Genomic DNA, 20,029 nt, shown 5'->3' on the forward strand with positions numbered 1-20,029 from the left:
CGCTGCTTGAGTGCCCATGCCCGCCATTGACCATCCCCTGATCGACCGCTTCCTCGACGCCCTGTGGCTGGAAAAAGGCCTGTCGGACAACACCCGCCAGGCTTATCGCAGCGACTTGGCTTTGTTCAATGGCTGGTTGCAGGACAAAAACCTTGAACTGATCAATGCCGGTCGTGAGTTGATCCTCGATCACCTGGCCTGGCGTCTGGAGCAGAATTACAAGCCGCGTTCCACGGCGCGATTTCTCTCGGGCGTACGTGGGTTTTATCGCTATTTGCTGCGGGAAAAGCTGATTGCTGTCGACCCGACCCTACAAATCGACATGCCCCAGCTCGGTAGGCCATTGCCTAAATCCTTGTCGGAAGCTGACGTCGATGCCTTGCTCGCCGCCCCCGATCTGAGCGAAGCCATCGGCCAGCGCGACCGCGCCATGCTTGAGGTCTTGTATGCCTGCGGTTTGCGCGTGACCGAGCTGATCAGCCTGACCCTGGAGCAAGTCAACCTGCGCCAGGGCGTGTTGCGCGTGATGGGCAAAGGCAGCAAGGAGCGGCTGGTGCCGATGGGCGAGGAGGCGATTGTGTGGGTGGAGCGCTATATGCGTGACGCCCGCAATGAGCTGCTTGGTGGGCGACCCAGCGATGTGCTGTTCCCCAGCCTGCGCGGCGAGCAGATGACTCGCCAGACCTTCTGGCACCGTATCAAGCACCAGGCCAAGGTCGCCGGGATCGGCAAGGCGCTGTCGCCGCATACCTTGCGCCATGCATTCGCCACGCATTTGCTCAACCACGGCGCGGATTTGCGCGTGGTGCAAATGCTGCTGGGCCACAGCGACTTGTCCACAACTCAGATCTACACCCATGTGGCACGCGCACGCTTGCAGGAGATGCACGCCAAGCACCACCCGCGCGGTTGAAAGCCGCCAATTTGTCCCGCCACCGGCTGCCCTGGCGCCCAACTGTGGTAGGCTTTGCCGGTTAGTAAAGGGGACGGCCACTGCCCGCGTTTCCAAGCGGTGTTCCACAGCCGTCCCTGCATCTGCCTTCAGGAGTTCCCATGCGCTTGACCCAGATTATTGCCGCCGCAGCGATTGCGTTGGTTTCCACCTTTGTTGTCGCCGATGACGCCGCCGAACAAACCATTCGCAAGAGTTTGGCGGACCTGAAGCTCGACACCCCGATCGAAAGCATCAGCGCCAGCCCCATGGCCGGCCTGTATGAAGTCAAGCTCAAGGGCAGCCGTGTGCTGTACGCCAGTGCCGATGGCCAGTACATCGTCCAGGGCTACCTGTTCCAACTTAAAGACGGCAAGCCGGTCAACCTGACCGAGAAGGCCGAGCGCCTGGGCGTGTCCAAGCTGATCAACGGCATTCCGGTGGCTGAGACCGTGGTTTACCCAGCCATTGGCGAGACCAAGACCCACATTACCGTGTTCACCGACACCACGTGCCCGTACTGCCACAAGCTGCACGCCGAGGTGCCTGCGCTGAACAAGGCCGGTATCGAAGTGCGCTACGTCGCGTTCCCGCGCCAGGGCCTGGGTTCGCCGGGTGACGAGCAACTGCAAGCCGTATGGTGTTCGGCCGACAAGAAATCGGCCATGGACAAAATGGTCGATGGCAAGGAAATCAAGGCGGCCAAATGTGCCAACCCGGTTTCCAAGCAGTTCGCCCTCGGCCAGTCGATTGGCGTGAACGGTACACCGGCCATCGTTTTGGCTGACGGCCAAGTGATTCCGGGCTACCAGCCGGCGCCACAAGTTGCCAAACTGGCACTGGGTGCGAAGTAAGCAGTCATCGTCGAGCCTTTGACGATCATGCCCCGTCGAACAGTCGACGGGGCATTAATTGAGAGCCGCAGTTGTGCGGCTGTTTACCACGGCCGACCTTGAGTCGGCCGTTTCATGGGGAGTTCTTCAGTGAAACCGGTCAAAGTAGGCATCTGTGGGTTAGGGACCGTCGGTGGCGGCACCTTGAACGTACTTCAGCGTAATGCTGAAGAAATTTCCCGCCGTGCAGGGCGTGGGATTGAAGTGGCGCAAATTGCCACGCGTACGCCAAAGCCTCAGTTCCAAACGACCGGTATTGCGATTACCAACGATGTCTTCGCCGTGGCCACCAACCCTGAAATCGATATCGTCATCGAGCTGGTTGGCGGTTATACCGTGGCCCGCGAGCTGGTGCTGCTGGCCATCGAAAACGGCAAGCACGTGGTCACCGCCAACAAGGCGCTGATCGCCGTACACGGCAACGAGATCTTCGCCAAGGCGCGTGAAAAGGGTGTGATTGTCGCGTTCGAAGCCGCCGTGGCCGGTGGCATCCCGGTGATCAAGGCGATCCGTGAAGGCCTGTCTGCCAACCGTATCAACTGGGTGGCCGGTATCATCAACGGCACCGGTAACTTCATCCTCACCGAAATGCGCGAGAAGGGCCGCACCTTCGAAGACGTGCTGGCCGAAGCTCAAGCCTTGGGTTACGCCGAAGCCGACCCGACCTTCGACGTGGAAGGCATCGACGCAGCGCACAAGCTGACCATTTTGGCGTCCATCGCCTTTGGCATTCCGCTACAGTTCGACAAGGCCTACACCGAAGGCATCACCAAGCTCACCACCGCCGACGTGAACTACGCCGAAGCCCTGGGCTACCGCATCAAGCACCTCGGTGTGGCGCGCAGCACCCCGGCCGGTATCGAATTGCGTGTACACCCGACGCTGATCCCGGCTGACCGCCTGATCGCTAACGTCAATGGCGTGATGAACGCCGTGATGGTCAACGGTGACGCCGCCGGCTCCACCCTGTTCTACGGCGCGGGCGCCGGCATGGAGCCGACCGCTTCGTCGGTGATCGCCGACCTGGTAGACGTGGTTCGCGCCATGACCAGCGACCCGGAAAACCGCGTGCCGCACCTGGCCTTCCAGCCGGATTCGCTGTCGGCCCACCCGATCCTGCCGATCGAAGCCTGTGAAAGCGCTTACTACCTGCGCATCCAGGCCAAGGATCACCCAGGCGTGTTGGCCCAAGTGGCCAGCATCCTCTCGGAGCGTGGCATCAACATCGAGTCGATCATGCAGAAGGAAGTCGAGGAACAAGACGGCCTGGTGCCGATGATCCTGCTGACCCACCGCGTGCTCGAGCAGCACATCAACGATGCCATTGCCGCGCTTGAAGCGTTGCAGGGCGTGGTTGGGCCGGTGGTGCGCATCCGTGTTGAACACCTGAACTAATCGTTTAGCGGCAAGGGCCCCACACGTTCGGCGGCCCTTGTTCAGAATGCTCTAGAGGAGCCAGTCATGCGTTATATCAGCACCCGCGGCCAGGCACCGGCCCTGAACTTCGAAGACGTTTTGCTCGCCGGCCTTGCCACTGACGGCGGCCTGTACGTGCCGGAAAACCTGCCACGTTTCACTCAGGAAGAGATCGCCTCGTGGGCCGGCCTGCCGTACCACGAACTGGCGTTCCGGGTGATGCGCCCGTTTGTTACCGGCAGCATCCCCGATGCGGATTTCAAAAAGATTCTGGAAGAAACGTATGGCGTGTTTTCCCACAACGCCATCGCACCCCTGCGTCAACTGAACGGCAATGAGTGGGTACTGGAGCTGTTCCACGGCCCGACCCTGGCGTTCAAGGACTTCGCCCTGCAACTGCTCGGTCGCCTGCTCGATTACGTGCTGCAAAAGCGCGGCGAGCGCGTGGTGATCATCGGTGCCACTTCCGGTGATACCGGCTCGGCGGCCATCGAAGGTTGCAAGCACTGCGAGAACGTCGACATCTTCATCCTGCACCCGCACAAGCGCGTGTCGGAGGTGCAGCGTCGCCAGATGACCACCATCTTCGGTGAGAACATCCACAACATCGCCATCGAAGGCAACTTCGATGACTGCCAGGAAATGGTCAAGAACAGCTTCGCTGACCAGAGCTTCCTCAAAGGTACGCGTTTGGTGGCGGTGAACTCGATCAACTGGGCGCGGATCATGGCCCAGATCGTCTACTACTTCCACGCCTCCCTGCAGTTGGGCGGCCCGGCGCGTTCGGTGTCGTTCTCGGTGCCGACCGGCAACTTTGGCGACATCTTCGCCGGTTACCTGGCGCGCAACATGGGCCTGCCGATCAACCAGTTGATCGTCGCCACCAACCGCAACGACATCCTGCACCGCTTCATGAGCGGCAACCAGTACGTCAAGGAAACCCTGCACGCCACGCTGTCGCCATCGATGGACATCATGGTCTCGTCGAACTTCGAACGCCTGCTGTTCGACATGCATGGTCGCAACGGCGCAGCCATTGCCGGTTTGATGGACACCTTCAAGAGCGGCGGTGGTTTCAGCGTTGATGAAGAGCGCTGGACCGAAACCCGCAAGCTGTTCGACTCCCTGGCCGTGGACGATGCGCAAACCTGCGAAACCATCGCCGAAGTCTATGCGCAGACCGGCGAGCTGCTCGACCCGCACACCGCTATCGGTGTGAAGGCCGCACGCGAATGCCGTCGCAGCCTGGACATCCCGATGGTGATTCTGGGCACCGCCCACCCGGTCAAATTCCCGGAAGCGGTGGAGAAGGCCGGCGTTGGCAAGGCGCTGGAGTTACCGCCGCACCTGGCTGACCTGTTCGAGCGCGAAGAGCGCTGCACCGTGCTGGCCAATGATCTGAAAGCTGTGCAGGCGTTTGTCAGCCAGCATGGCAATCGCGGCAAGCCACTCTGATTCATCAGTGGCTGCGCGGCAGATCAAGCCCGTCTTCGTGACGGGCTTTTTCATTCTGGCGGGCCATACTTGCGCAGGCGCTTAACCCGAAGACTCAAGGAAACCCAATCGGTGCATGCAGTAATCCAATGGACGGTGCGTTTGGCGTGTGTGCTCTTGCTTGGCCAAGTGCCAATGGGCCTGGCCGCCGTCAGCCTGCCTTTCAAACTGGTGCCGGCGTTTATCCCGCTGGAGCCGTTGCCGCTGGCGCCGGCGCAGCAGCAGTGGCTGGCAGCCCATCGGACCTTGAAGGTGGGGATTTCCATTGATGACTATCAGCCGATTGATATCACCCGCGACCGCAATCGCTACCAGGGCATCAGTGCCGATTACCTGAGCCTGGTCGGTGCGCGCCTGGGTGTGTCGATGCAGGTGCTCGGTTTTGCCGAACGCGCCCAGGCGGTCGAGGCGTTGCGCAACGGTGCCATTGACATTCTCACCAGCGCCAATGGCTATGAGCGTGATGTACCCGGTTTGCAGTTTACCCGCGACTACATGCCCGACCGGTCGGTAGTAGTACTGTGTCGCGACGATAGCCAGGGCGACGATCTGACGGGCAAGAAGCTGGTGTTGCTCGATGGCTATGCCAACGTCAAGAACGTGCATGCCGCCTACCCCGGCAGCCACATCATGCTTGCGCCCAACCTCTACAGTGGGCTGGAGGCGCTCAATCAGGGCGACGCCGATGCGTTTATCGGCAACGAAGTCATCGTGCGCGCCTACAAGTCGCTGCGGCCTTACCTGAGGTTGCAGATCAAAGAAGAAAGTCGCTTGCCCCCGATCGGCTTCGCGTTTGCCACTCGCCAGGCCGACCCGTTGCTCGGTGCCATGATGGACAGCGCGCTGGCGAGCATCGATGAGTCGGTGCAGCGCGAAATTCTCGCGCGCTGGACCACCGGACTGGGTGTCGGTTTTGGTGTTGAGCGCATTGCGCTGTCGGCCTCGGAGCGGGCGTGGGTGTTGCAGCACCCGCATGTGGTGGTGGCGGCCCAGCAAATGTCGCCTTACGTGTTCAGAGACAAGGACGACCGCTGGGTGGGCTTGAACGTTGACCTGCTCAACCGGATTTCGCGCATGACCGGTTTACAGTTTGTCTTCGAGGAGGCGCATTCCACTGCGCAAACCCTGAGCTGGCTGGAAACGGGCAGGGCGGACATGAACACCACCTTGGCCGAGAATCAGGAGCGCCAGGCGCTGCTCAACTTCAGCCACAGTTTCGGTGGCTCTGGCTGGGTGTTTGTCGAGCCTGCTGATGCGGCGCCGCTGACCGGCCTGGATCAGTTGGCCGGCAAGGTGCTGGTGCTGCCGGCACGGCATGTACTTGAGCCCTACATTCGCCAGGCGTACCCGCAGATCAACCTGCGCTTGGTCACTGATTACACCCAGGCCCGTGACTGGGTAAGACGCGGCGAAGCGGCTGCCACGCTGCAGACAGAAGTGGAAGTGCAGAGTTACCCACAGGATGGCCTGCGCATTGGCCGCAGCGTCGATGGCAAGTGGTCGGCCAACAGCCTGTCGGTGCGCAAGGACCAGCCTGAACTGTTGAGCATTCTGAACAAGGCGCTGGAAGCCTTGCCGGTCGCCGAGCTGAGCGCCTTGCGCCTGCGCTGGATCGGCGCGGTGGCGATTCCGGTGCCGGCCTGGCAGCGTGTCCCTGCCTGGGCTTACTGGACGGTGGCCATGGCGATCCTGTTTGTGCTGGTGTCGTTGGTGTGGAACAGCCGGCTCAAGCGCCAGATCCACCAGCGGCTGGAGGCTGAACGTCGGCTCAATGACCAATTGGCCTTCAAGCGCGCCTTGCTCGACGGCATGCCCAACCCGCTATTCGTGCGCGACCTGGCCGGGCGCCTGGTGACCTGCAACAAAAGTTATGAACAGCAATTGGCAACTCGCCTTGAAAAGATCCAGGGCCTGACCTTGATGGAAAGCGCGGTGATGCCCGAACTCACCGCCGCGCGCCTGCATGCAGGCCATATGGTGCAACTGGCCACGCAACAACCGCTGTTTGTCGACCGGGAGCTGGAACTCAACGGCGGCAGCGTTCACGTGTACCAATGGACTGTGCCGTTCTTTGACGCCGAGAACCGTTTGCAGGGGTTGCTGGGTGGCTGGATCGACATCAACGAGCGCAAAGTCCTGGAGCATCAATTAATGGACGCGCGTCAGGCCGCCGACGAAGCGAACTACGCCAAAAGTGCGTTTCTCTCAACCCTGAGCCACGAGATTCGTACACCGATGAACGCCATCATCGGCTTGCTCGAACTGGAGCAGGAACGCTGCCTGGCAGCCGGCCAGCCTGTGTCCGACGCCTTGCAGGTAGCCCATCGCTCGGCACGTGAGCTGATTGCGTTGATGGGCGACAGCCTGGACCTTGCCAAGATTGAGTCGGGCCATATGCAACTGGCACCGCAATCGACTGAGCTGAAGGGCTTTTTCGAAGGTATCCAGCGCTTGTTCGAGGCCACGGCGCAAAAAAAGGGCCTGCACCTGACCCTGGCGTTTGACCCGGCAGCCCAGGGTTATTACTGGTTTGACCCGCTGCGCTTGCGCCAAGTGATGCACAACCTTTTGGGCAATGCGCTCAAGTTTACTCAGCACGGCGGGGTGCGTATCAGTGTCGATTGCCGGCACGATGAGGCCGGCGCCGAATACCTGCACCTGTGCGTGGAAGACAGCGGTCCGGGGATTGGGGCCGATCAGCAAGCGAGGATGTTCAAGCCGTTTGTGCAGATGAGCGCTTCGACCGCGGCCGAGCATGGCGGCACCGGCCTGGGTTTGAGTATCTGCCAGCAGTTGGTGGAGTTGATGGGCGGTAGCATTCACCTCAACAGTGTCGTGGGCGCAGGTACGGTGGTGTGCATCGACCTGCACCTGGCGCGGATCAGCACTGACGACGTACCGGCACCCGTCGGTGCTTCATTGCCGCCTGCCGGTCGCAGCCTGTCGGTGCTGGTGGTCGATGATCTGGCGGCCAACCGTCTGGTACTGGTGCAGCAGTTGGAGTTCCTCGGCCATCAAGTGGTCGCCGTCGATTCAGCGCAGGGCGCGTTGCAGGCATGGTCGCAGCAAGGCTTTGACGTGCTGGTCACCGATTGCCAGATGCCGGGCATGTCCGGCTATGAGCTGAGCCAGGCGATCCGACGGATTGAAGCCACTGAGCAGTTACCGCGTTGCGCAGTGATCGGTTGCACCGCGAATGCCATGCAGGATGAACAACAGCGTGGCAAGGAAGTCGGCATGGATGAGCTGTTGGTCAAGCCGATCACGTTGCAGCGCTGGGCTCAGGTGCTGGCAGAACGGGCGGCGCCACGCTCTTTTGATATCCAGACCCTGCGCACCATGACCCAGGCTGAAGGGCCGGTGCTGCACAGCATGCTGCAAGAGTTGGCCAGGAGCCTGGACCGCGAGCATGAAGTGATGGGGTTGGCCTTGGGCGAGCAAGACATGGCGCGCCTGAATGCGTCGTTGCATCGGCTCAAGGGTATTTGCTCGCTGGTCGATGCGCTGCCGCTGGCCAAGGCGTGCATGGCCCTGGAGAGCTGCGCACGTGAGGCGCGCGGCAGCGAACTTGAGGCGCCGTGGTCAAGGTTGTCCCAGGCGTTGATGGTGTTCCGTCGCGACCTGCAACCCTACCTGGACGCTCACGTTTAGGACACGTCCTATGGGGCGCCCTGCAGCTTTTGGTTACTGTGCCGGTCTTTGCCCGCTGCCGACAGAGTTGCCCATGCGTTCCCTCAAAGTGCTGATCCTTGAAGACAACCCGTTTCAACTGATGGCGCTGCACCAGATGCTCAATGCCAACGGCGTGTTCAACGTACTCACCGCCGAGACGGTTGAAGCCGCCCGCCAGTCCCTGGACAGTGCCGGCCCGGTGGACATTGCTATTTGCGATCTGTACCTGGAGCAGGGCGATGGCCTGGAGTTGATCCGCGAACTGGCCGAGCGCAGCCTGGCCCAGGTGCTGATCCTGCTCAGCAATGCCGAACCGGACGTGCTCGAAGGCGTGGCCAATATGGCGCGGCAACAGGGGCTGAATGTGCTGGCGTGCTTGCCCAAGCCGGCGTCGGCCAAGCTGGTCGGGCAAGTGTTGATGGACTGCCAGGCGCGCTTGCGTGCGGGGCCGCCGGTGACCTCATGGGCGCGGGTGCGTCATCTGCTCGACCTGAGCGAGCGCGAGCCGTTGCCACCCTCGGCGGACGTCAGCCAGGCCAGCATCGCGCGCTGTGGCCGGGTTTGGTATCAGCCTATCGTCAGCCAGGCCGGCGTGCTGCAACGGGTCGAGGCCCTGGCCCGTTGGCAATCTAATGAAAATGAGCTGCTGTTGCCTGACGACTTTTTGCCGGTGCTGGAGTTTGCCGGCATGGAAGAGGCCTTCACTTGGCACGTACTGGAGCAGGCACTGGGCCTGGCTGGCCAGGTCATGGACCAGACCGGGCAACTGCTGCCTGTAGCGGTGAATATTCCCGGGCGCATGCTGGAGCGACCGCACTTTCCCCAAGTACTGCAAGGCCTGCTGCAACTGCACGGCGTGCCGGCCCATGGGCTGACCCTGGAGTTGGTGGAGACCTCACGGTTAAAAACCGACAGTGCCCACCTCACCGGGCTGCTGCGCTTGCGGATGATGGGGTGCAAGTTGTCCATTGGTGATTTCGGCGTCGGCGGCACCAGCCTGCAGAGCCTGCTGGCGTTGCCCTTCACTGAGCTGAAGATCCCTCCGGTGTTTGCCAGTGGCATGGCCGAGGATGATCGCAAGGCTGCCGTGGTGGCGGGTGCCATGAGCATGGCTGCGCACTTGGGCATTGGCGTGGTGGTGACCGGGGTGGAAAGCGCCGCCGATTACCATGCCGTTGGAGAATTGGGCGCGGCCTGGCTGCAAGGCTGTTTTATCGCGCGGCCAATGGAGGTCGAGGCGCTCAAGCAATGGATCGCGTTTCAGGCTATGCCAGTCCGTGTTCCTGCACATAGATAAACAGCGCGGCATCGTTGCCCAGGCCCAGCTTGCGCATGGCGCTGACCTTGTGCGCGCTGACCGTCTGCTTGCTGCGATGCAGTTGCGCGGCGATCTCGCCCACCGCCAACCCGGCAGCCAACAGGCGGATCACCTCCAGTTCCCGAGGTGACAGCTGTTGCTGCGACTGCAGGTGGTCAGCGCCGACTTCGCCGGCAAGGCTCAGTGCCTGGCGAATGGCGTGGGCCACATAAGGACGCCCTTGCCGCACGTGGTGAATTGCTTGCGGCAGCTCATCGGCCAAGCTGGCCTTGCTCAGCAGGCCCATGACCCCCAGTTTCAGAATGGAATGAAACAAGCCGGCGTTATTGAGCATGGTCACCACCACAATCGGCAGTTCGGGATGGTGCCGACGCAGCTGTTCTATCAGGCGCAGCCCGTCGGCCTGAGGCTCGGCGGGCATCATGAAGTCGGTCACCAGCACATCACAGGCACAGGTGTTCAGCTGTTCAATCAGGGCTTGGGGCGAATTGGCCTCGGCGACGATGCGTACCCGTTCGTCACGCTCCAACACGGCGCGCAAACCAATCAGAAAAATCGGGTGGTCGTCGGCGAGGACGATGCGCAGTGGCGCTTCAGACGCGGCTTTCAAGGCAGGCTCCCAGGATAATCCAGGGATTCTAGCCTGTTGGAGGTTGTTTTCTCTCTGTCATCTTTGCCGTGCATGCTCGGTTGACTCGGGCAGACGACGATACAAAAGGTCGAACTTTCTGCTGCGGGCACGGGTCACTTGAATGTCAGCACCTTGGTGACATTTTTGTTTTTCGAACTTTATTCGAATGATTGAGTGGTGATCGAGATGGAAAGTATCAGCCTATTGCTCGAAGAAGCACTGAGCCCTTATCAGGTTACGTTGACCACCTCGGGTGTGCAGGGCGAGTGCCTGGTGACCGTGAAGAACCCGGCTGGCGCTATTGTCGTCGAGCGGGAAGTCGATCGCGCGCAATTGACCGATAAGCGCGTGCTGGTGGATGTGGTCGATTGCCTGCTGCGCGACCTTAAAATCGCCGAAGGGCGCCTGGAACCCTCGGTTATCGCCGCCTTGCGCAACGCCGCACAGACTCGCGGCAGCGTGATCGCATGAAGAATTGTTTAATTGGCGAAACTTCCTACGCCATGCCCGGTCAGATTTTTTAACGGCAAGAGCAAACATTGTGCTCCGGTGTTTGTGGCTTGTTGTACTGGTCTTTGTAGGCCACGTTTAACCCCGAAGTGTCTCCCCACTCTTCGGGGTTTCTTTTTGCCTGGGATTTGCCTCGCTGAGGGTCAGGTCTCGGTGCTCAGGGCTCGGGAGAGTCGAGGAAGAAACTCGGGTTGTGCGACAAATACTGTTCACGCATCACTGGGTCTAACCACGAGGCGTAGGACTGTTGCACCTGCTCCAGTGGAATCTCGCCCAATGCCTGATCGATTCGCTGCATGGCCTGGCGACCTTGCGGCGTGTTGGAGCAAGCGATATGCGTGCGTTGGTAAGGCGCTGAGCCCTTGATGGGAAAGAACAGCAGGTCGTGGGCCGCAATTCCCTGTTGCTGGGCGTGATAGCGGATTTCCGGCGGGTAACCCAGCACCGCCTCCAGCCGCCCCAGGCGCTGCATCTGCAACAGGCTGCCAAGGGCGTCATTGCCGTAATGCAGGGCCAGGGTGTGCGGGTCGGCGTGCTTTAGCTGTTCATCGACGGCGGGGCCGTAACTGCGTTCGGCAGTGGCGCCAATGCGCGCCGTATGGGATTTGAGAAAGGCTTGCAGGTCAAACTGACCCTCGACGATATAGGGCGCCATGGCCGCCTGGTGGCTGCGCTGGATCGTCACCCCATTGCTGACCGTCACGAATGCCTGGGCGGAAAACACCACGTACTGGGCGCGCTCCGGCGTCCACAGCAGCGATGGGTCACAGGTCAGGGATTGAGCACGCAACATTTGAATGCCGCGCGCGCGGTTGACGTGCATCACTTGATGACGATACTCCGGCAGGTGCTCCCTGAGCATCGGCAACAGTTGGTCGAGTGCGCCCTGGTTTTTTTGCGGGCCTTCGAAGATGGTCATTGGCGGCAGGTCGCGCAGCAGCCAGGTCAGTGTGTCCTCGGCCTGAGCCGAGAGCGACCAGCCGCCGAGCAGCGTGCTTACAAGGAGCAAGCGGACGTACGGGCGAACCATCAGATCGCGCCATCCTCACGCAAACGGGTGATGGCGGCGGCGTCGTAACCCAGCTCATTGAGCACCGTGCTGTTGTGCTCCCCTAACTGCGGCCCAACCCATTCGCAACTGCCCGGCGTCTCGGAGAGCTTGGGCACGATGCCTGGCATCTTGAAGTCCTTGCCACCTGGCAGCTGCGCCTTGAGGAACATTTCCCGGGCCAGAAACTGCGGGTCGCCGAGCATGTCTTCGGCGCTGTAGATACGGCTGGCGGGTACTTCGGCCTTGTTCAGTTGCTCGACCACTTGCTCCAGCGGCAGCGAGTTGACCCACCGATCAATCACCCCGTAAAGCTCGTCACGGCGGCTGTCGCGCCCGTCATTGCTGGCCAGGGCCGGGTCATTGGCCAAATCGTCGCGGCCGATGGCGCTCATGAAGCGCTTGAAGATGGCATCGCCATTGGCGCCGATCTGCACATGCTTGCCGTCAGCACTGGTATGAATCGAGGACGGCGTGATGCCGGGCATGATGTTGCCGGTGCGCTCGCGGATAAACCCGAACACGTCGAACTCCGGGATCATGCTTTCCATCATCGCGAAGATGGCTTCGTACAGCGCCACATCCACCACTTGGCCGAGCCCGCCGTTGACCTCACGGTGACGCAACGCCATCAGCGCGCCGATCACCGCCCACAGAGCCGCGATGGAGTCGCCGATGGAAATCCCGGTGCGCACCGGCGGGCGATCTTCAAAGCCTGTGATGTAGCGCAGACCGCCCATGGACTCGCCCACCGCGCCAAAGCCCGGCTGGTCTTTCATCGGGCCGGTCTGGCCGAAACCGGAGAGGCGCACCATCACCAGCTTGGGGTTCAGCGCGTGCAGGGTTTCCCAGCTCAAACCGAGTTTTTCCAGCACGCCGGGGCGGAAGTTTTCGATCAGGATGTCGGCGTCCGCCAGCAGCTGTTTAAGAATCGCCAGGCCATCCGGGTGCTTGAGGTTCAGGGTCAGCGACTTTTTATTGCGCGCCTGCACAAACCACCACAGCGACGTGCCTTCGTACAGCTTGCGCCACTTGCGCAGCGGGTCGCCGCCATCGGGGGATTCGACCTTGATCACCTCGGCACCGAATTCGGCGCAGATACGTGAGGCAAACGGTCCGGCGATCAGGGTGCCCAGTTCGATGACTTTCAGGCCGGCGAGCGGTTTGGCATTAAACGACATGAGGATCCTTAGCAAGCAGGGGCGGTGGTGTCATGCCTTTTAACATAGGCGAGCGGCCCAGGGATAAGCATGATGCAGCGCAGTATTCGTTCAATGGCTGCCCCATCGGTTAGACTGGCGACCTTTCCCTGTCTTTAGAAGCCCGTTCATGGCCCAGCCGTCCACGACCTACAAATTTGAACTGAACCTCACCGACCTCGATCGTTCGGTGTACGAGAGCGTCAAGCAGACCATCGCCCGCCACCCTTCGGAAACCGAAGAACGTATGACCGTGCGGCTGCTGGCCTACGCCCTTTGGTACAACGAGCAGTTGGCGTTCGGGCGTGGCCTGTCAGATGTAGACGAGCCAGCCCTGTGGGAAAAAAGCCTGGATGATCGGGTTCTGCACTGGATTGAAGTCGGCCAGCCCGACGCCGACCGCTTGACCTGGTGCTCACGCCGTACCGAGCGCACCAGCCTGCTGGCCTATGGCAGCCTGCGCGTATGGGAAGGCAAAGTGGTGCCGGTGGCCAAGAACCTCAAGAACGTCCACATCGCCGCCGTGCCGCAGGAAGTCCTCGAGACCCTGGCCAAGGACATGCCGCGCGTGATCAAGTGGGACGTGATGATCAGCGAAGGCACTATTTTCGTGACTGACGACCGTGGCCAGCATGAAGTGCAGCTGGAGTGGCTGGTCGGCGAACGCGGCTAAAAAGTAAAACTGTGAAAAGCTGGCTTGTGTGGGAGCTGGCTTGCCTGCGATAGCATCACCGCGGTATGTCTGATGGACCGAGGTGCCTGCATCGCAGGCAAGCCAGCTCCCACACAAGCCAGCTACACAAACAGGTTCCAGCGTTGATCTGTGTTGATTGCTCAATTGTCGTTTAACCGTTGTATCTGAAGAGAAGCTTCCGTTACCCCATGCGTATCGATCCTCGCCCGTTGCCCGCTGTCCTGCCGTTTCTCGGTGAATTGCCACCGCTGTTGACCCGTCTCTACGCCGCACGCGGGGTGCAGTCGGAGGCTGAGCTGGACAAGAGCCTGGCGCGGTTGATTCCCTACCAGCAACTCAAGGGCATCGACGCGGCGGTAGACCTGCTGGTGACGGCCCTGGAGCAGCGCCAGCGCATCCTCATCGTCGGTGACTTCGACGCCGATGGCGCCACGGCCAGTACCGTGGGCACGTTGGGCCTGCGTTTGCTCGGCGCGGCGCATGTCGATTACCTGGTGCCCAACCGCTTCGAATACGGCTACGGGCTTACCCCGGAAATCGTCGCTGTGGCGCTGCAGCGCGAGCCGCAGCTGCTGATCACCGTGGATAACGGCATCTCCAGCGTTGAAGGCGTGGCGGCGGCGAAGGCCGCCGGGTTGCAGGTATTGGTCACTGACCACCACTTGCCGGGTGATGAATTGCCGGCGGCGGACGCCATTGTCAACCCGAACCAGCCTGGCTGCGAGTTCCCCAGCAAGGCGTTGGCCGGCGTGGGTGTGATCTTTTACGTGCTGATGGCCCTGCGCGCGCGGTTGCGCAGCCTGGGCTGGTACGACAACAAACCCCAGCCAAATATCGGCGAACTGCTTGATCTGGTCGCCTTGGGCAGCGTGGCTGACGTGGTGCCGCTGGATGCCAACAACCGCATTCTGGTGCATCAGGGCCTGGAGCGTATTCGTGCCGGGCGTGCGCGGCCGGGGATCAAGGCGATCCTCGAAGTGGCCAAGCGTGATGCGGCGCGTATCACCTCCACCGACCTCGGTTTTATCCTCGGGCCACGCCTCAATGCCGCGGGGCGCCTGGATGATATGAGCCTGGGCATCGAATGCCTGCTCACCAGCGACGTGGCGGCGGCACGGGAAATGGCCGCGCAACTGGACGGCATGAACCAGGACCGCAAATCCATCGAGCAAGGCATGCAGCGCGAGGCCCTGGCCCAGCTCAAGGACTTGCCGGTGGAGTCGATGCCTTACGGCTTGTGCCTGTTCGACCCTGAATGGCACCAAGGTGTGATCGGTATTCTGGCGTCACGCATGAAAGAGCGGTATTTCCGTCCGACCATCGCCTTCGCCGACGCCGGTGACGGCCTGCTCAAGGGCTCAGGGCGTTCTGTGCAGGGTTTTCACATCCGTGATGCCCTGGCGGTGGTCGCCAGCCAGCATCCCAACCTGATCGCCAAATACGGCGGCCACGCCATGGCCGCCGGCCTGACCTTGCCCGAGGAAAACTTCCCGCTGTTTGCCGAAGCCTTTGATGCCGAAGTGCGCCGGCAACTGTGTGAAGAAGACCTCACCGGTCGCCTGTTGACCGACGGTACGTTGGCGGTGGAAGAGTTTCACCTGGAACTGGCGCGTGCACTGCGACATGCCGGGCCATGGGGCCAGCACTTTCCCGAGCCGTTGTTTCACGGTGTGTTTCAGTTGGTGGAGCAACGTGTGGTTGGCGAGCGGCACCTGAAGGTGGTGCTCAAGAGCGAATGCGGGTCAGTGAAGCTCGATGGCATTGCGTTTGGTGTGGACCGTGAGGTGTGGCCGAACCCGACGGTGCGTTGGGTGGAATTGGCCTACAAGCTGGATGTGAACGAGTTTCGTGGCAATGAAACTGTGCAACTGATGATTGCGCATATCGAACCGCGCTGAGTCTGAGCCACACCACAAAACAACTGCGGGAGCGGGCTTGTGTGGGAGCTGGCTTGCCTGCGATGCGGACGCCTCGGTCTATCAGACAGACCGAGGTGATGCTATCGCAGGCAAGCCAGCTCCCACAGAGGTGCCCACGTTCAGCTTTGTGGGCAGCCTTGGATTACTCAGTTTTGTCTTTGGCCTGATGCTTCACAATGATATCCACCAAACGCTGAGCCAGCGCCGGGTAGTTCTCATCAAAGTGATGCCCGCCCGGCAGCTTCACAGCCTCGCCTACGGCAGTGGTGTCGGTGCAACCACTCTCGTTGACTTCTTCAGCACCGTAGATGCACACCACTTTATCGGCTGGCAGCTTGGCCATTTCCGGGCCAGTGGCGGCCTCTTTGCCGGCATTGCCCAGCCAGCCTTCCACTTCGATTTCAAAGCTGCCAGTGCGTGCGAATGCGAGCAGGATAATGGCGTCGACACGCTGCTGTTCGCTTTCCGGCATGCGGTTGTAGATCGCTGGCAGTACGTCGGCGCCGAACGAATAGCCGGTCAGTACGAAGCGCTTGGTGCCCCACTTCTGGCGGTAGTGCTGCATCAGCTCGGTGAGGTCTTTGGCGCTTTGTTCCGGGGTCTTGTGCTGCCAGTAGTAGCGCAGGGTGTCGATGCCGACCACCGGGTAGCCGATCTTGGCCATTTCACCGGCCACATCGCGGTCCAGGTCACGCCAGCCGCCATCACCGGAGAGGAACAAGGTAACGGTGTCCTTGGCTTGGCCAGCCGGTACTTCGACCACCGGAATCGCCAGGCCGCCGTTGTCCGAACCGACCAATTGCTTGCGCAGTTCGTTGTTCAGTACCTGTGGGTAGTGAATGTCGTAGTCGCTGATGCTGGTAGTCGCGCGCGGTGTATCGCGTACGAAACTGGCGCTTTCATCGTCAGGGTTATCGTTCCACGCCACCAGCCAATTGCCATGGGCAGAGGTCTTCGGCAGTGGGTCCTTGCAACCTTCCTGGACCAGGGCGAAGCCGACGGAGATGGCGTTGGCCTTGTCGTCGTTCTGTGTGGCCAGCCAGCGCCAGGCGAGCGCGGCGCCAGGGCCGATGCCGCTGACCAGCGTCGCCGGGCCTTTAAGCTGGGCCAGGGCGCTTTGCAGGGCTTGTTCCTGCAACTTGCAGTCATCTTTTGGCAGGATCACTTGAACGATTTGCGCCGAGCCGCCCTGGCTCAGGGCAATCAGTTGGCTGTCGCTCAAGGTCTCATCGGCCATTACAGCCACGGCCACGCGGGCCTTGGCCGAGCCGTTAGGCGTCACACGGGTCATCACCGAACCGTCGGCCTGGGGCAGTTGTTCCAGGATCGGTTGCGGGGCAGGGCGGTTCCAGTACCAAAAGCCACCCGCCGCGATCAGCGCGAGCAGCACTACTAAGGCCAATACATACCGCCAGGAGCGTCGAATCATCAGCGTTTCACCAATCCAGTCAAGCCGCCCGCAATCAGGGCGGCGGTATCGGCCAGTGCCACCAGCGGATCAAGTCCTGCGGGCACGGCCATATAACGGGGTTCCCAGTCAGGCTGGAACTTGTCTTTGAAGCGGCGCAAACCTTGGAAGTTATACAGTTGCTCGCCGCGGCGGAACACCATCGAGCCCAGGCGTTGGGTCAGCGGCGCACCACGGCGCGGTTGCAGGCCCGACAACGGCACCATGCCGAGGCTGAAGCGGGCGTAGTCATGGTTCTTATAATGTTGAATCAGGCCAACCATCATGAATTCCATGGTCAGCTTCGGCGCGTCCGGGTGCGCACGCATCAGGTCGAGACTGGCCAGGTCATGGTTGTAGGTCTCGAGCAGGTTGGCGAAGGCTACCGGGCGCCCTTCGAAGCGAATGATCGCGATGCGAAAGTGCTTGAGGTAGTCGTCACTGAAACGTCCGAGGGAGAAGCCCTTTTCCCGCACGTTCTTGCCGGTCAGCCACGCATCGGAAATGACTTTGAGCTCATCCATCGGCGCCTGGCCCGGGTCGCAGATCTCCAGGGACAGGCCGTCCCGGGTGCCACGGTTCCAGGTGTAGCGCAGGTCCTTCATCTCTTTGCCCTTGGCTTCCAGGTCAAAGCGTTTGAGGTCGACGCGGGCTTCTTCGCCCAGCTTGATCGCGGTGAGGCCAATGTCCATGTAGTACGGCAGGTTCTCGGCGCGTACTTGATAGAACACTGGGCGCGCGTGATGGATATCACACAGGTCGCGGAACTGCCAGATCATCTCCGCGCGGGGCTGAGTCGGGCCGATCGGGTCGTACAGGGCCACCAGGCTGCGCCCGCGACGGGCGTACATCAGGAAGGCTTCATCGTTGGGGTGGAACAGCAACGCCTTGTCGCCGGTCAGCGCCAGGCCGCCGTCGGGTTGCGAGGAGGCCATCAGGATCTTGGTGGCGCGCTCCAGCTCATCCGGTGTCGGCAAGTGAATGACCGGGCGCGCAGTGCGCAACAGCCAGGTCAACGACACGATCACCAGCAACACCGCCGCACCCAGCAATGAACGCAGGCCCCGTGGAGCGTTGGCGTCCAGGGTGAACTGCCACCATAGCTGATGGCTGTACGGCACGTCTTGATAGGCAAACAGCAGCAGCCAGATCGAGGCGCCCAGCACACAGACACTGGCCACCAGGTACAGGGGCGAGAACGGCAGCTCAGTCAGGCGGCTGGCGCGGTAAAACGAGCGACGGAAGATCGCCAGCAGCACCGCCGTCATGATCATCAGGCTGGCTTCTTCCCAGTCGAAGCCTTTGAGCAGCGAGAGCAGGGCGCCGGTCAGCAGCAGCACCATGGTCAGCATCCAGGCCGCCGACAAACGTCGACGCAGGCCTTGGGCGAGCAGCAGGCACAACACGCCGATCAGGCTGGCACCGAAGTGCGAGGCATCAATCAGGCGGTGGGGAATCAGGAAGCCGATGTTTTCCAGGCGTGAGTCGATTTCCGGCGTGGCGCCGGAAAACAGCAGGACCACGCCGGACAAAAAAACCAGTACGGCCAGCACCGGCGCCGCCAGGCCCGAAGCAACCCGCAGGCTTTGCTGGGTCTGGAACAGGCGCTGGGCTTCGTTGACCAACAGGAAGATACAGGCGATCAGCAGCGGCAGAACCACGTAGATCATCCGGTACAACAGCAGGGCGGCGGCCAATGGCGCGGCGCCGAGTTTGTCGGCAAACGCGGCCAGCAGAATTGCCTCGAACACGCCCACGCCACCCGGCACATGGCTGAGTACACCGGCAGCCAGGGCCAGCAAATACACCAGCAGGAACGGGCCGAACGGCGGCGCTTCCGGCAGCAACATATAAAGGACGGTGGCGGCAGCGGCCACATCCAGCGCGGTGATGATCAGTTGCAGGAAGGTCAGGCGGCGGCCCGGCAGGCGCAGCGTGCGACGCCCGGCCTTGACCAGCAGGTTGTCCGGGTAAGGTTGTTCCGGCAGGCGCCGGCGATAAATACCGATGCACAGTGCGACTGACAGCAGCAATACCGCGCCGGCGATGCCACCGAGCAAACCTTGGGACAAATGCAGGTAGGTCGAGGCCGCGGGCAAGTTGCTCAAGGTGGCCAGTGCGGCCAACGGCGGCAGGGCGGTGCCCAAGGCCAGGCTGGCAAACACGGTCATGTGCGCCACTTCCGAGGCACCGATGCCATGGCGTGCATATAAACGGTAGCGTACTGAACCGCCCGAAAGCATCGACAACCCAATGGCATTGCCGATGGCAAAGGCGGTGAAGCCACCCATGGCCAGGGTCTTGGCCGGGAGCTTCACGCCGGCATAACGTGCGCCGGAGAATTCGTAGCCCAATAGAATGATGAAACCTGCGACCGCGGCGGCAAATGCGCCGAGCAAGGCAGGCTTGGGCACTTCCAGGATCGAGTCGTGGAGCGCGTAAAGGTCCAGCTCCAGCAGCAAGTGTCGGCAGGCGATCAGGGCGATAGCGAACAGCAACAGGGTGACGGCCAGCCCAATGGGTTGACGGTATTTGCTCAACAGATCCAGCCATCGCAAACGGGTGGGAGTGATCGGTTGTTCCGCTGTGACGGTGTCTTGTGGTTCAGACGAGTTGGCGCGCATCAATCACCTCGTGGATTGTGCGCGACAGGATGGAGGTATCCAGCCAAGTTACCAATCCCTATGGACAAAATAATTACAAATATTAACGCTTATCGTCGGGGGCGGCGACAGCGGCCATTGGTCGTAGAGGGTCGAGCTTGAGCACTGAGCATAGCTTGCAATGACATGGACTCTGCAAACCGAATACGGTTTCATGAAAGATGCCATACCATTGTTTCAGAAGAACTTTTTCA

Annotated in this window: 14 protein-coding genes; 9 read left to right on the forward strand and 5 right to left on the reverse strand. The window is 61.2% G+C overall.

Annotated elements, in window-relative coordinates:
* The first annotated feature begins 16 nt into the window (after positions 1 to 16).
* The 6 genes from xerD (at position 17) to AOA62_RS18175 (ending at position 9,703) form a co-directional block, all read left to right on the forward strand.
* Positions 17 to 913, forward strand: coding sequence for a site-specific tyrosine recombinase XerD (xerD, locus tag AOA62_RS18150; protein ID WP_099549352.1), 897 nt, complete (start codon positions 17 to 19; stop codon positions 911 to 913).
* A gap of 140 nt (positions 914 to 1,053) precedes the next feature.
* Positions 1,054 to 1,785, forward strand: coding sequence for a thioredoxin fold domain-containing protein (locus AOA62_RS18155; protein ID WP_017139728.1), 732 nt, complete (start codon positions 1,054 to 1,056; stop codon positions 1,783 to 1,785).
* 129 nt (positions 1,786 to 1,914) lie between these two features.
* On the forward strand, positions 1,915 to 3,219 hold the full coding sequence (locus AOA62_RS18160) for a homoserine dehydrogenase (protein ID WP_017139729.1): 1,305 nt from the start codon (positions 1,915 to 1,917) through the stop codon (positions 3,217 to 3,219).
* A gap of 66 nt (positions 3,220 to 3,285) precedes the next feature.
* Positions 3,286 to 4,695, forward strand: a complete 1,410-nt coding sequence (gene thrC, locus AOA62_RS18165) for a threonine synthase (RefSeq protein WP_099549353.1) — start codon at positions 3,286 to 3,288, stop codon at positions 4,693 to 4,695.
* Between the two features lie 111 nt (positions 4,696 to 4,806).
* Positions 4,807 to 8,385, forward strand: coding sequence for a transporter substrate-binding domain-containing protein (locus tag AOA62_RS18170; RefSeq protein WP_099549354.1), 3,579 nt, complete (start codon positions 4,807 to 4,809; stop codon positions 8,383 to 8,385).
* Between the two features lie 73 nt (positions 8,386 to 8,458).
* Positions 8,459 to 9,703: an EAL domain-containing protein gene (locus AOA62_RS18175; RefSeq protein ID WP_099549355.1), complete on the forward strand. Its 1,245-nt coding sequence runs from the start codon at positions 8,459 to 8,461 to the stop codon at positions 9,701 to 9,703.
* Here the strand turns inward: AOA62_RS18175 and AOA62_RS18180 are convergent.
* Complete coding sequence (locus AOA62_RS18180) at positions 9,672 to 10,334, reverse strand: response regulator transcription factor (protein ID WP_017139733.1); 663 nt, start codon at positions 10,332 to 10,334, stop codon at positions 9,672 to 9,674. The two genes, AOA62_RS18175 and AOA62_RS18180, sit on opposite strands and share 32 nt — an antisense overlap.
* A gap of 207 nt (positions 10,335 to 10,541) precedes the next feature.
* Between AOA62_RS18180 and AOA62_RS18185 the strand changes: the two genes are divergently transcribed.
* Positions 10,542 to 10,826, forward strand: coding sequence for a DUF3509 domain-containing protein (locus AOA62_RS18185; RefSeq protein ID WP_026013896.1), 285 nt, complete (start codon positions 10,542 to 10,544; stop codon positions 10,824 to 10,826).
* 196 nt (positions 10,827 to 11,022) lie between these two features.
* Here AOA62_RS18185 and AOA62_RS18190 read toward each other — a convergent pair whose 3' ends face one another.
* On the reverse strand, positions 11,023 to 11,895 hold the full coding sequence (locus AOA62_RS18190; protein ID WP_017139735.1) for a TIGR02285 family protein: 873 nt from the start codon (positions 11,893 to 11,895) through the stop codon (positions 11,023 to 11,025).
* A complete protein-coding gene (locus tag AOA62_RS18195) occupies positions 11,895 to 13,094 on the reverse strand; it encodes a CaiB/BaiF CoA-transferase family protein (RefSeq protein WP_099549356.1) in 1,200 nt (399 codons plus the stop codon). Before AOA62_RS18195 ends, AOA62_RS18190 begins: the two co-directional genes overlap by 1 nt.
* 148 nt (positions 13,095 to 13,242) lie before the next feature.
* Between AOA62_RS18195 and AOA62_RS18200 the strand changes: the two genes are divergently transcribed.
* Entirely contained in the window at positions 13,243 to 13,785 is a 543-nt protein-coding gene (locus tag AOA62_RS18200) for a YaeQ family protein (RefSeq protein WP_099549357.1), read from the forward strand.
* Between the two features lie 209 nt (positions 13,786 to 13,994).
* Positions 13,995 to 15,704: a single-stranded-DNA-specific exonuclease RecJ gene (gene recJ / locus AOA62_RS18205; protein ID WP_017139738.1), complete on the forward strand. Its 1,710-nt coding sequence runs from the start codon at positions 13,995 to 13,997 to the stop codon at positions 15,702 to 15,704.
* Positions 15,705 to 15,867: 163 nt separating this feature from the next.
* On the opposite strand, the gene AOA62_RS18210 is transcribed toward recJ, so the two are convergent.
* Together AOA62_RS18210 and mprF are read right to left on the reverse strand one after the other, a co-directional pair.
* Positions 15,868 to 17,154 carry a virulence factor family protein gene (locus AOA62_RS18210; protein ID WP_017139739.1) on the reverse strand — a complete coding sequence of 429 codons (1,287 nt, stop codon included), beginning with the start codon at positions 17,152 to 17,154 and terminating at the stop codon, positions 15,868 to 15,870.
* Positions 17,154 to 19,796, reverse strand: coding sequence for a bifunctional lysylphosphatidylglycerol flippase/synthetase MprF (gene mprF / locus AOA62_RS18215; protein WP_017139740.1), 2,643 nt, complete (start codon positions 19,794 to 19,796; stop codon positions 17,154 to 17,156). The genes AOA62_RS18210 and mprF overlap by 1 nt, the downstream gene beginning before the upstream one ends.
* Positions 19,797 to 20,029 lie beyond the last annotated feature (233 nt).

Source organism: Pseudomonas sp. 2995-3 (assembly GCF_002742565.1).
GTDB lineage: Bacteria > Pseudomonadota > Gammaproteobacteria > Pseudomonadales > Pseudomonadaceae > Aquipseudomonas > Aquipseudomonas edaphica.

What these genes read in the sequence shown, in the direction of transcription:
- xerD (WP_099549352.1), top strand. Translation starts at nt 17, where the DNA reads ATGCCCGCCATTGACCATCCCCTGATCGACCGCTTCCTCGACGCCCTG.
- AOA62_RS18155 (WP_017139728.1), top strand. Translation starts at nt 1,054, where the DNA reads ATGCGCTTGACCCAGATTATTGCCGCCGCAGCGATTGCGTTGGTTTCC.
- thrC (WP_099549353.1), top strand. Translation starts at nt 3,286, where the DNA reads ATGCGTTATATCAGCACCCGCGGCCAGGCACCGGCCCTGAACTTCGAA.
- AOA62_RS18175 (WP_099549355.1), top strand. Translation starts at nt 8,459, where the DNA reads ATGCGTTCCCTCAAAGTGCTGATCCTTGAAGACAACCCGTTTCAACTG.
- AOA62_RS18185 (WP_026013896.1), top strand. Translation starts at nt 10,542, where the DNA reads ATGGAAAGTATCAGCCTATTGCTCGAAGAAGCACTGAGCCCTTATCAG.
- AOA62_RS18190 (WP_017139735.1), bottom strand. Translation starts at nt 11,895, where the DNA reads ATGGTTCGCCCGTACGTCCGCTTGCTCCTTGTAAGCACGCTGCTCGGC.
- AOA62_RS18195 (WP_099549356.1), bottom strand. Translation starts at nt 13,094, where the DNA reads ATGTCGTTTAATGCCAAACCGCTCGCCGGCCTGAAAGTCATCGAACTG.
- AOA62_RS18200 (WP_099549357.1), top strand. Translation starts at nt 13,243, where the DNA reads ATGGCCCAGCCGTCCACGACCTACAAATTTGAACTGAACCTCACCGAC.
- recJ (WP_017139738.1), top strand. Translation starts at nt 13,995, where the DNA reads ATGCGTATCGATCCTCGCCCGTTGCCCGCTGTCCTGCCGTTTCTCGGT.
- AOA62_RS18210 (WP_017139739.1), bottom strand. Translation starts at nt 17,154, where the DNA reads ATGATTCGACGCTCCTGGCGGTATGTATTGGCCTTAGTAGTGCTGCTC.
- mprF (WP_017139740.1), bottom strand. Translation starts at nt 19,796, where the DNA reads ATGCGCGCCAACTCGTCTGAACCACAAGACACCGTCACAGCGGAACAA.